Genomic DNA, 11,961 nt, shown 5'->3' on the forward strand with positions numbered 1-11,961 from the left:
CTATCATTCACCCAGCTTATATTTTAATATCCAACGTCAAGGACGAAGGATATTACTTACTGGTATCTAACTCTGGGAAGCTCTTCACCAAATCATCGATAGCTTTCATCTGCACCAAGAATGGTTCCAGTTTAGCCAATGGTAAGGCTGATGGGCCGTCACATTTAGCACTGTTCGGCTCTGGGTGCGCTTCGATAAACAGACCTGCCAAGCCGACTGCCATACCAGCACGGGCCAGTTCAGCCACCTGCGCACGGCGACCACCGGATGCAGAACCAAACGGGTCACGGCATTGCAAGGCATGAGTCACGTCGAAAATCACTGGATGGCCGCCAGTCGCTTGAATCATGACGTTAATACCTAACATATCAACCACCAAATTGTCATAACCGAAGTTACTGCCACGATCGCAAAGAATAACCTGATCATTGCCAGCTTCTTTGAATTTTTCAACGATATTACCCATCTGACCTGGGCTGACGAACTGAGGTTTTTTCACGTTAATGACGGCACCCGTGCGTGCCATCGCCTCGACTAAATCAGTCTGACGGGCCAGGAATGCCGGTAACTGGATAACATCGACCACCTCGGCAACAGGCTGGCACTGGCTTATTTCATGAACGTCGGTGATCACTTTTACACCAAATTGCTGTTTCAGTTCCTGGAAGATTTTCATCCCCTCTTCCAGCCCTGGGCCACGGTAAGAATGAATTGAAGAACGGTTGGCTTTGTCGAACGAGGCTTTAAAGACGTAAGGGATGCCCAACTTTTGGGTGACAGTCACATAATGCTCGCAGATGCGCATCGCCAGATCGCGCGACTCAAGCACGTTCATGCCACCAAACAGCACGAAAGGCAGGTCGTTCGCAACGTTGATATCGCCAATGCTAACCACTTTCTGTTTCATACAAATACCTTTATAAAGGATAAATCGAGATTAATTACAGTGAGTTATTACTCAACAAGATGATTACCATAAATATACCCAAAATAATTCGAGTTGCAGGAAGGCGGCAACTGAACAAATCCCCAGGAGATTACTCATTTAAAGTCAACGACCAGTAAATGACTGGGGTGAATGAAGGCGGCCAACGCACATGCGGCTTGAAGTATGACGGGTATCAGTGCAACGTCACTCGTTGTTGCTCAATAGAGTGGATCTGCATCTTTATCATTTCAGCAATCGGGTCTTCCGGGCACTGTTCGACAAAATAGCTTAAATCTGAGATGGCAATATGGTTGCAATCCAGTTGCGCATAAATCAGACCACGATCGCGGATTTCATAGGGGTCATCGGGGTCAAACGCCAACACCGCTTCACTGGCACGCAATGCCAGTTCCATCTGCTTCTCTTCCATTAGCGCCGCTTTAAGCGTATCGAGCATTTTGCGTACTATCAGGGTATTTTCCGCTTCTTCCAGATCCTCATCTTCCAGCTCTGCGCTCAACCCCAGATTGCCTTTGATCCACACTTCAAGCACATGCTCATTGAGTGTTTCACCGTTCAACGGGTTGATCAGCCACATCTCTTCATCCAGCCAGTCGGCCCGAAGAATCAACTGGGTTGGAAAGATAACGGGCATCAGCGGCAAATCTAGCTGATGGGCGATATACAGGAAAATAACCCCCAAAGAAACCGGTGTGCCTTGGCGTTTATCCAGCACTTTATCCAACCAGATAGCATCAGATAAGCGGTAAACCCCACCTGCTCCGCCAAATTTCCATTGGCGATAAAACAAGTCGATAAGCACTTCTAATTGCTGATCCTGATTGAGATCGGCCGGCATAGCAGCCCGCGCATCATCAACGAGCTGTTGTAGCTGCTTACGTACATCAGCCAGCGGAAAATCCTGTCGAATCTCCTGGGTAACCAGTAACACCCCATCACACAGAGATGCGTTGTTAAATTCGAAATCAGCAATGCTACTCATAAATATCCCATCAGCAGTGGTAATTTAGTTGTTGCCAGTTTGACAACCAGATACAGGCAACCCAATGCGAGTATAAAAGCAAACCAGCGAATATTCTGGCTGCGAGTTCGCTTACCTAATGCAACATAGCCAAGCAGGATATAGATAATAACGCCAAACAGCTTTTCAGTCAGCCATGTTCCTTGCGGACTAAATGGATAAAACCCAGTAATAAAAATAAGAACAATGCCACTGACGAACAGCAGCGTATCATTGATATGCGGCGTTATTTTTACCCAGCGTTTCTCCATCATAGCTGAACTGCGGCATTTCCAGAAAAAACGCAGTACAAACAGGGTAATACTGACGACCACAGTGAGCAAATGCAAATACTTAATGGCAATGTAATCAACCCACATGACTTTCGCTCCCTATTATAGGTAAATTATTCGTCGTTCTTTTTTCAAGGCAGAACACGCTGCGGTTAAACGGGTATTTTTTCAAAACACGCCCCATTGCCCTAATGTCACCCGATCATTATTACCATAATCTTTATAGGTCTTTACAGCGCTAAATCCCGTTTCTTGTAGCAGTTTCTGCACCGCATTTGCTTGCTGCCAGCCATGTTCCAACATTAACCAACCATTGGGTTCCAGATAGGCCGGAGCCTGGCGAATAATCTCAGCCAAATCAGCTATGCCCTCAGCCTTAGCCACTAACGCACTGTGCGGTTCATAACGCACATCACCTTCATTAAGATGAGGGTCATTGGCATCAATATAGGGAGGGTTACTCGCAATCAGCGTAAATCGCCCATTCACTGAGTCAAACCAGCTACTTTGCAGGAAATCCACATTATTTATCGCAAGCTTTTCAGCATTATGGCGCGCCAGTGCAACAGCATCGGTGTTGATATCAACGCCGATAACCGCGCAATCAGGGCGCTCGCAGGCTAACGCCAGCGCAATCGCACCAGTACCTGTACCCAAATCCAGAATACGGCAGGGTGTTGACGGTAGGTGAGCCAGAGCTTGTTCAACCAGACATTCGGTATCAGGGCGAGGGATCAATGTGGCGGAGGAAACACTCAGCGGCAAAGACCAGAACTCGCGCTCCCCAACCAAATAGGCAATCGGCTCCCCCTGCTCTCGCCGTTGAGCCAGTTGCTCTAACAGCGGCAACTGATCTGCTGTCAGATCCGTTTCACCGAACGCTAGCAGATAAGTTCGCGCCCGGCCCGTGACAAAGCCCAACAAAATCTCAGCGTCACGCTTCGGGCTATCACTGTGGTTGAAACGGGCTGCCGCACAAGACAGCCAGTGCTGGTAGTCCATTACTCTTGCTCAGACAACGCGGAGAGCTGATCAGCTTGATATTCCTGCACAATTGGCTGGATCAGCATATCCAATTTCCCTTCCATCACTTCATCCAGACGGTAAAGAGTCAGGTTGATACGATGGTCTGTCACCCGGCCCTGCGGGAAATTATAAGTGCGGTTGCGATCAGAGCGATCACCTGAACCCAATAGATTGCGGCGCTCTGAAGCCACTGCCAACTGGCGTTTTTGCATTTCAGCGGCACGGATACGCGCGCCCAGCACTGACATCGCTTTCGCTTTGTTTTTATGCTGTGAACGCTCATCCTGGCACTCCACCACAATACCGGTGGGAATGTGGGTAATACGGATTGCTGAGTCGGTGGTGTTAACGTGCTGACCACCCGCACCGGAAGAGCGGAAGGTATCGATGCGCAAATCACCGGCGTTAATTTCCGGCATTTCTGCCTCAGGAATGGCGGGCATCACCGCCACGGTACATGCCGAGGTATGAATACGCCCTTGTGACTCGGTTTCAGGAACGCGCTGAACACGGTGACCACCGGATTCAAACTTCAACTGACCGTAGACACCGTCACCGGAGACTTTGGCAATCACTTCCTTATAGCCACCATGCTCACCATCACTGGCACTCATAATTTCAACTTTCCAACGGCGCGCTTCAGCATAACGGCTGTACATGCGGAACATGTCACCGGCAAAGATAGCAGCCTCATCGCCGCCGGTTCCGGCGCGGATTTCCAGGAAACAGTCACGCTCATCATCAGGGTCTTTTGGCAGCAACAAGACTTGCAGTTGTTGTTCCAACTCTTCACTGCGGGCTTTGGCTTCTTTCAGTTCTTCCTGTGCCATTTCACGCATTTCGGGATCTTCGAGCATCATTTCTGCCGCGTCGATATCATCCTGCATACTGCGCCATTCTTTGAAACAGTGGGTGACATCCGTCAATTGCGCATATTCGCGAGATAACGCGCGGAAACGGTCTTGATCGGCAATAACACTGGCATCGCCAAGGTGCGCCAGCACTTCTTCGTGGCGCTCTTGTAACGCTTCCAGTTTGGCAACAATAGAAGACTTCATCCGTGGTTTTAGACCCTGTTAATTAGAGGAAACTAGTGCTGATCCAGCCCAAGGCTGTCGCGTAATAATTGTAACCGCTCCATATCGCCATCGCTGGCGGCTTGTTGGAGGGATTTGGTAGGAGCATGAATCAGGCGGTTGGTCAGCTTGTAGGCCAGTTCGTTTATTACCTGTTCCACATTAGCGCCCTGTTCAATCGCCGCCAGCGCTTTGGTCGTCATTTCGCTACGCACCAGATCAGCCTGCGAGCGATAATCACGAATGGTTTCAACCGCCCCCTGAGAGCGCAGCCAGGCCATAAAATTCATGCTTTCCTGCTGCACTATCGTCTCAGCCTGAATCGCCGCTGCCTGACGTTGCGCCATATTGTGCTGAATAATCGCTTGTAAATCATCAACACTGTATAAATAGGCGTTAGATAATTTACCCACTTCCGGTTCAATATCCCGTGGTACGGCGATATCCACAAACAGCATTGGTTGATTGCGACGGCTTTTCAGCGCACGCTCCACCATCCCTTTACCAATAATGGGCAGCGGGCTGGCAGTCGAACTGATAATAATGTCGGCATCCGCCAGACGAGCGTCAATTTCCGGCAAAGTAATCACCTCAGCCCCCACTTCGGTCGCCAATGCCTGTGCGCGTTCACGCGTGCGGTTCGCGATAATCATATGCTTGACCTGATGTTCACGCAGATGACGTGCCACCAGCTCAATGGTTTCACCCGCGCCGACCAGCAATACATTCAGTTCAGCAAGGGATTCGAAAATTTGCCGCGCCAATGTACAGGCAGCAAAAGCTACCGAAACAGCACTGGCACCAATTTCAGTTTCGGTACGAACCCGTTTGGCAACGGAGAAGGATTTCTGGAATAAACGCTCCAGTTCACCAGACAGTGATTGCTCGCGCTGAGATTCAGCAAACGCTTTTTTCACCTGCCCCAGAATCTGTGGCTCACCTAACACCAGTGAGTCCAATCCGCTGGCAACACGCATTAAATGGCTGACCGCATCATTGCCGTGGTGCCAATAAAGGCTTTTTCTCACCTCATCCGGACTGAGCTTATGATAACCGCACAACCAGGCAATCAATTGCTCTTGCAAATTTTCTTGCTGTTCTACGCTGAGGTAAAGCTCGGTGCGGTTACACGTAGACAATACGACGCCGCCCTGCACCAACGGCTGTTGGAGCAAGCTAGCAAGCGCTCGATCGATCGATTCCGGTGAAAAAGTCACCCGTTCACGTAGCGATACAGGAGCAGTTTTGTGATTAATGCCTAATGCGAGCAGAGTCATGTGAACGGCTTCGAGTAATACTGATGTTAGTATGGATTCTCGTCTGAACCGCATTCTACTTGATGCGCGAGATCAATAAAAGTCACAGTGCATTATCCTAAGTATTATCATAAATTATGATCAAAAATTGGTTATCTGCTGTACAACAATATTGCTTACGCCCAGCACAATACGGAACAAGGCATTGACGCTCTGCCTTCAGCCCGTTAGCGTGAGCACCTCGGATACCGATTTACAGCGCATCAAATGATTTATTTTATCAAAAATGATGATTTAACGGTAAAATGATCTGCTCAAAGACGCGCCGCCGGTGAAAACCCTGCGACCGATAGGATTTATACCCATATGCCGATGCATAAAGTCAGTTTTTATCGCCTGCTTCCTTTAGCCACTCTGTTGCTGGCAGCCTGTAGCACCACGCCACCGCCTGGCCCGGCAACCAGCCCGACATCACCGCAGTGGCGTCAGCACGAACAACAGTTGCAACAACTTGATTCATTCCAGACCCGTGGCGCTTTTGCTTATATCTCTGACAAACAGAAGGTTTATGCACGTTTCTTCTGGCAGCAGACCGCCCCTGAACGTTATCGTTTGCTGCTAACCAACCCGCTGGGTAGCACCGAACTGGAGTTACTCGTGCAGCCGGGAGTGACACGACTGACTGATAATCAGGGTAAACGCTATGTCAGTGACGACCCGCAAGAGATGATTCAAAAGCTGACGGGGATGTCTATCCCACTGGGCAGCCTGCGCCAATGGATACTCGGCTTGCCGGGTGATACCACCGACTTCACGCTTGATGATCAATACCGATTAAAGCAGCTAACTTACACACAAAATGGTGTGACATGGGTGGTCGACTATCAGGAATACAATACCAAGGTCACGCCATCATTACCCAGCCGCCTGGAATTAAGCCAGGGTGGGCAACGCATCAAACTGAAAATGGATAGCTGGATTGTCAAATAATATGGTGGGCCAGCGTCAACTTATCTGGCCGTCACCGGCCAAACTGAACCTGTTTCTTTACATTACCGGGCAGCGAGTCGATGGTTACCACCAATTGCAAACGCTGTTTCAGTTTCTCGATTATGGTGACCTACTCACCATCGTGCCCCGTAATGATGAACAGATTCGATTGCTAACCCCCATAGAGGGGGTGGAAAACGAGCAAAACCTGATAATTAAAGCGGCACGATTGCTGAAAAAACAGTCCGGTAATCATCAAACACCACGCGGTGCGGATATCAGTATTGATAAACGCCTGCCAATGGGCGGCGGGCTGGGTGGCGGTTCCTCAAATGCGGCAACCGTGCTGGTCGCACTTAATACGCTGTGGCAATGTGGCTTATCTGAAGACGAATTAGCCATTCTTGGCCTGTCATTGGGTGCCGATGTGCCAGTATTTATTCGCGGTCATGCTGCTTTTGCCGAAGGTATTGGCGAAAAATTGTACCCAGCGGAGCCGGCAGAGAGGTGGTATTTGGTCGTACACCCCGGTGTAACCATCCCAACACCCATTATTTTTTCCGATCCTGAATTAAAAAGAAATACGCCAGTTCGCCCACTGGCGGCGCTTTTAAGCACTCCGTACGCAAATGATTGCGAACCGATCGCAAGAAAACGTTTTCGCGAGGTTGAACAGGCTCTTTCATGGCTGTTAGAATACGCTCCGTCACGCCTTACCGGAACCGGTGCTTGTGTGTTTGCAGAGTTCGACACTGAAGCCTCGGCCAGACAGGTGTTAAGTATTGCCCCAGAGTGGTTGCACGGTTTTGTTGCGCGTGGTGTGAATATTTCACCGCTGCATCGTATGCTGCGCTCTGGGAAATTTGAAAGTAGTGAGTACAGATAATGATTTACAGCGTTACGAGAGGCCGCAGTAATGGCCCCACTGACCTGGGTTCTGAAAATACTTGTCTCACTTGATTGAAAGCCGGTTCATAATGCTGTTTTGTTTTGGCTTTAAATACCCGTATGTATATTGCAATCAGTATGAATAATCGCCCCTGATTACTGATCTGACAATATCTTCTCTGGACGCATGCCTGAGGTTCTTCTCGTGCCTGATATGAAGCTTTTTGCTGGTAACGCCACCCCGGAACTAGCACAACGTATTGCCAACCGTTTGTACACCAGTCTTGGTGACGCCGCTGTAGGTCGTTTTAGCGACGGCGAAGTGAGCGTGCAAATCAACGAAAATGTACGCGGTGGTGATATTTTCATCATCCAGTCCACCTGCGCACCCACGAACGATAACCTGATGGAACTGGTTGTCATGGTTGATGCCCTGCGTCGCGCCTCCGCAGGACGTATTACTGCTGTTATTCCTTACTTCGGTTACGCCCGCCAGGATCGCCGTGTGCGCTCCGCCCGTGTGCCTATCACTGCCAAAGTTGTTGCCGATTTTCTCTCAAGTGTTGGGGTTGACCGCGTATTGACAGTGGATCTTCATGCCGAACAGATCCAAGGCTTCTTTGATGTTCCGGTTGATAACGTATTTGGTAGCCCAATCCTGCTGGAAGATATGTTGCAGCAGAATCTGGAAAACCCAATTGTTGTCTCACCAGATATTGGTGGCGTTGTCCGTGCCAGAGCTATTGCGAAACTGTTGAACGACACCGATATGGCCATTATCGACAAACGCCGTCCACGCGCTAACGTTTCTCAGGTGATGCATATCATCGGTGATGTTGCAGGCCGTGACTGCGTGCTGGTTGACGATATGATTGATACCGGTGGTACTTTATGTAAAGCGGCAGAAGCCCTGAAAGAACGTGGTGCCAAGCGTGTATTCGCCTACGCAACTCACCCGATCTTCTCTGGCAATGCGGTTGAAAACATCAAGCACTCTGTTATTGATGAAGTGATTGTCTGTGACACCATTCCGTTGTCAGCTGAAATCAAAGCATTGAAGAATGTACGTACTCTAACGCTGTCTGGTATGTTGGCTGAAGCTATCCGCCGTATTAGTAATGAAGAGTCTATCTCTGCGATGTTCGAGCATTAATCAATAGCAGATAAAGAAAAACCCGTTGAAGCAGATGCGACAACGGGCTTTCTACTCTTGCTCGGTAAGTTCTTGATCAATACAGCCTTGAGCCGTCATTGATGCCTCCTGTTAGCCCGATTAATACTGGAAGCAGGTTGTTATTCTGTATTTAACACAGTACTCATAACACAGTACTCAGCTATGAGTGGCGTTGATTGCGATTGCACCGTTTATCAAAGTGCTTAATCCACCAATAGCGATCAGCGACTTGTTCACGGCCACCAATACGCGCGCCAACCAGCCATAGCAGAGCGCCGATAAAGATACTCATTACCGCGCCGTGGGCAAAGAATTGCGGTAAACCAAGCTCGGTGATTTCAGTCAGAATTGAATAACCAACGCCACCGACCATTATGACCAAACCCAATCCCATCAACATATTACCCATTACCGTTGCGTTTTTACGTTTCATATGCCACCTCCGCTTTCGGTTGCCAATAACTTCCGATTGCCAATGAAAGATTGCCTTAATCCTACATACTGAAATTCATTGCTTAAGGCGATTATTAATCTCCACTTAATAACTCAGTATAGTCAGGCTGGCGCTGAAGGTGTTGCGCTTACGATCACATCTGGGGAATTATTTTCGACAAATCTCTACATTATCCAAACATTTAGCATTAAATTTGAATTATTGCATAAATAAACTATTCATATTTACAACTATTCACTCCAGGCAAATTTACCCGCGCATTCACTTTTGTTATTGCGCGCCATGACAGGTAAACTGTCACACTTTAAACTCCTTTAGTAATAGCGAATTGACGACGTGAGTAGCATTAAATTAATCGTTGGGCTGGCAAACCCAGGCGCTGAATATGCCCAAACCCGCCACAATGCGGGTGCCTGGTATGTGGATTTATTGGCCGAGCGCCACAACCAATCATTGAAAGAAGAACCTAAGTTTTTCGGCTATACCGCGCGCTTAAACCTGGCGGGTCAGGACGTTCGCTTGCTGGTACCATCAACGTTCATGAACCTTAGTGGCAAGGCAGTCGCTGCAATGGCGGGGTTCTACCGTATCTTGCCGGAAGAGATTTTAGTCGCACATGATGAACTGGATATTCCGCCCGGTGTAGCCAAATTAAAATTGGGCGGCGGTAACGGTGGCCACAATGGTCTGAAAGATATTCAGAGCAAGCTCGGCAATAATCCTAACTTCTATCGCTTGCGCATTGGTATTGGTCATCCGGGCGATAAGAGTAAAGTAACCGGTTTTGTTCTGGGCAAACCCCCAGCCAGCGAACAAGCGTTAATCGATGATGCTATCGACGAATCTATCCGTTGCACTGAAGTACTGCTACAAGAAGACATCACCAAGGCCATGAATCGCCTGCACTCCTTTAAGGCGAATGCGTAGAGATAGATGGCCCCAGTTCCCCGAACGCTAATCCGAACCGGGGAACTTGTTTTTCAATTCATCCATCGTTAATTGCATACGGTATTGATTCCCTGCTGACCTTCGTTGGTCAGAACAATACCGACAACGACCACCCTAACCCGCCCGAGAAGATTAGCGCTCTTGGCATCATATTGCTCCGCAATATCATGTAGTTCGTTAGTGCAAAAAAGGGTGTCCCAATCGGCGGCTTTTTCCTTGTTATCTGACAAATCGTGGCTGCGCTCAAACTTGTCGTTTATGGCGGTGAATGTTAATTGAACACTGTCAAGATCCTCATAAAGTGGTTTATTTTTATAACCCACATATCTCACGCTATTAGCTGAATGACTTTCTATCTGCGCCCCATATTGATCCACCCGTTGCGCAAAGGTGGGTTCGGCAGGCTGCATGTCTGTCGTCAGAAAGTACACACCCAAGACCCCCACAATCCCCCCAACCAAAATTACTATCAGCCATTTATAGATATTCATTTCCATCGGGATAATCCAAATTCAGTAAGCAGCCACTAATAACCCGTTATCGGATATTAACCAGAAAACTTCAGATGGCAGAAACGTGATCTTGAACACAGAGTTAGAAAAATCAATTACCTACCAGCCATTGTGATAAAAGCAACTCCCGCAACGAAAGAGCGTGATCGAGAAAAATCGTCAGAATGTGTATAATGGCGACATAAATTTTGATTACATCGGCGCGTTAAACCTAACGAGTTGATTTTTAAGTTATTTAAGGTGATATAAACATGGGATTCAAATGCGGTATTGTAGGCCTGCCTAACGTGGGTAAATCCACCCTGTTCAACGCGTTGACACAAGCGGGGATCGAAGCAGCCAACTTCCCGTTCTGTACCATTGAACCCAATACGGGTGTGGTACCAATGCCGGACCCACGTCTGGACCAACTGGCCGAGATTGTTAAACCGCAACGTATCTTGCCGACCACGATGGAATTTGTCGATATTGCCGGTCTGGTAAAAGGTGCTTCCAAAGGTGAAGGTCTGGGCAACCAATTTCTGACCAATATCCGTGAGACTGAAGCTATCGGCCATGTAGTGCGTTGTTTTGAAAATGACAACATCATCCACGTCGCGGGTAAAGTTGATCCGGTTGATGATATCGACACCATCAATACCGAACTGGCACTGTCTGATCTGGAGACCTGTGAGCGTGCAATCCATCGCGTCCAGAAAAAAGCCAAAGGTGGCGATAAAGACGCAAAAGCAGAGCTGGAAGCACTGGAGAAATGCCTGCCTCATTTAGAAAATGCCGGGATGCTGCGTGCGTTGAACCTGAGCGCAGAAGATAAAGCCGCTATCCGTTATCTGAGTTTCCTGACCCTGAAGCCAACGATGTACATTGCCAACGTCAATGAAGATGGCTTTGAGAATAACCCGTATCTGGATCAGGTGCGTGCTATTGCCGCCGCCGAAGGTTCTGTTGTGGTTGCAGTGTGTGCCGCTGTTGAGTCTGATATCGCAGAGCTGGAAGACGCCGACCGCGCTGAATTTATGGCCGAACTGGGTATCGAAGAGCCGGGCCTGAACCGAGTGATCCGTGCAGGCTATGAACTGCTGAACCTGCAAACCTACTTTACCGCCGGTGTTAAAGAGGTTCGCGCCTGGACAATCCCTATCGGTGCTACCGCGCCACAAGCGGCGGGTAAGATTCACACCGACTTTGAGAAAGGTTTTATTCGTGCACAAACCATCGCCTTTGACGATTTTATCACCTACAAAGGTGAGCAAGGCGCAAAAGAAGCCGGGAAAATGCGTTCAGAAGGCAAAGAGTACATCGTGAAAGATGGTGACGTAATGAACTTCCTGTTCAACGTCTAACTATGTTGTTTCTATTGGCATCTTAGGATTAACCACAAAGACAGAAAAACAC

The 11,961-nt window shown here is 48.5% G+C and carries 13 protein-coding genes; 5 read left to right on the plus strand and 8 right to left on the minus strand.

What is annotated here, in order from left to right:
• Positions 1 to 52 precede the first annotated feature (52 nt).
• From kdsA to hemA, 6 genes are all read right to left on the minus strand, one after another.
• The gene (gene kdsA, locus AT01_RS03040; RefSeq protein ID WP_004698958.1) at positions 53 to 907 is read right to left on the minus strand and encodes a 3-deoxy-8-phosphooctulonate synthase; all 855 of its coding nucleotides are present in this window, start codon (positions 905 to 907) and stop codon (positions 53 to 55) included.
• 214 nt (positions 908 to 1,121) lie between these two features.
• Positions 1,122 to 1,931, minus strand: coding sequence for an invasion regulator SirB1 (gene sirB1, locus AT01_RS03045; protein WP_042546032.1), 810 nt, complete (start codon positions 1,929 to 1,931; stop codon positions 1,122 to 1,124).
• Positions 1,928 to 2,329 carry a SirB2 family protein gene (locus AT01_RS03050; protein WP_004698955.1) on the minus strand — a complete coding sequence of 134 codons (402 nt, stop codon included), beginning with the start codon at positions 2,327 to 2,329 and terminating at the stop codon, positions 1,928 to 1,930. The genes sirB1 and AT01_RS03050 overlap by 4 nt, the downstream gene beginning before the upstream one ends.
• Before the next feature lie 81 nt (positions 2,330 to 2,410).
• Positions 2,411 to 3,244: a peptide chain release factor N(5)-glutamine methyltransferase gene (gene prmC / locus AT01_RS03055; RefSeq protein ID WP_042546033.1), complete on the minus strand. Its 834-nt coding sequence runs from the start codon at positions 3,242 to 3,244 to the stop codon at positions 2,411 to 2,413.
• Positions 3,244 to 4,326: a peptide chain release factor 1 gene (prfA, locus tag AT01_RS03060; protein WP_004698952.1), complete on the minus strand. Its 1,083-nt coding sequence runs from the start codon at positions 4,324 to 4,326 to the stop codon at positions 3,244 to 3,246. Before prfA ends, prmC begins: the two co-directional genes overlap by 1 nt.
• Before the next feature lie 32 nt (positions 4,327 to 4,358).
• Positions 4,359 to 5,621, minus strand: coding sequence for a glutamyl-tRNA reductase (gene hemA, locus AT01_RS03065; protein ID WP_042546034.1), 1,263 nt, complete (start codon positions 5,619 to 5,621; stop codon positions 4,359 to 4,361).
• 345 nt (positions 5,622 to 5,966) lie between these two features.
• Between hemA and lolB the strand changes: the two genes are divergently transcribed.
• The 3 genes from lolB to prs all read left to right on the plus strand — a co-directional run bounded on the left by lolB (position 5,967) and on the right by prs (position 8,631).
• Entirely contained in the window at positions 5,967 to 6,590 is a 624-nt protein-coding gene (gene lolB / locus AT01_RS03070; protein ID WP_042546035.1) for a lipoprotein insertase outer membrane protein LolB, read from the plus strand.
• A 1-nt stretch (position 6,591) separates the two neighbouring features.
• Positions 6,592 to 7,476: a 4-(cytidine 5'-diphospho)-2-C-methyl-D-erythritol kinase gene (ispE, locus tag AT01_RS03075; protein WP_042546036.1), complete on the plus strand. Its 885-nt coding sequence runs from the start codon at positions 6,592 to 6,594 to the stop codon at positions 7,474 to 7,476.
• A 207-nt stretch (positions 7,477 to 7,683) separates the two neighbouring features.
• A complete protein-coding gene (gene prs / locus AT01_RS03080) occupies positions 7,684 to 8,631 on the plus strand; it encodes a ribose-phosphate diphosphokinase (protein ID WP_004390739.1) in 948 nt (315 codons plus the stop codon).
• A gap of 181 nt (positions 8,632 to 8,812) precedes the next feature.
• On the opposite strand, the gene ychH is transcribed toward prs, so the two are convergent.
• A complete protein-coding gene (gene ychH / locus AT01_RS03085; RefSeq protein WP_042546037.1) occupies positions 8,813 to 9,085 on the minus strand; it encodes a stress-induced protein YchH in 273 nt (90 codons plus the stop codon).
• Positions 9,086 to 9,442: 357 nt separating this feature from the next.
• Between ychH and pth the strand changes: the two genes are divergently transcribed.
• Entirely contained in the window at positions 9,443 to 10,033 is a 591-nt protein-coding gene (pth, locus tag AT01_RS03090) for an aminoacyl-tRNA hydrolase (protein ID WP_042546038.1), read from the plus strand.
• A 68-nt stretch (positions 10,034 to 10,101) separates the two neighbouring features.
• On the opposite strand, the gene AT01_RS03095 is transcribed toward pth, so the two are convergent.
• Positions 10,102 to 10,551 carry a hypothetical protein gene (locus AT01_RS03095; RefSeq protein ID WP_042546039.1) on the minus strand — a complete coding sequence of 150 codons (450 nt, stop codon included), beginning with the start codon at positions 10,549 to 10,551 and terminating at the stop codon, positions 10,102 to 10,104.
• A 266-nt stretch (positions 10,552 to 10,817) separates the two neighbouring features.
• Between AT01_RS03095 and ychF the strand changes: the two genes are divergently transcribed.
• Positions 10,818 to 11,909, plus strand: coding sequence for a redox-regulated ATPase YchF (ychF, locus tag AT01_RS03100; protein WP_042546040.1), 1,092 nt, complete (start codon positions 10,818 to 10,820; stop codon positions 11,907 to 11,909).
• Positions 11,910 to 11,961: the final 52 nt, after the last annotated feature.

It is taken from the genome of Yersinia aldovae 670-83 (assembly GCF_000834395.1).
GTDB lineage: Bacteria > Pseudomonadota > Gammaproteobacteria > Enterobacterales > Enterobacteriaceae > Yersinia > Yersinia aldovae.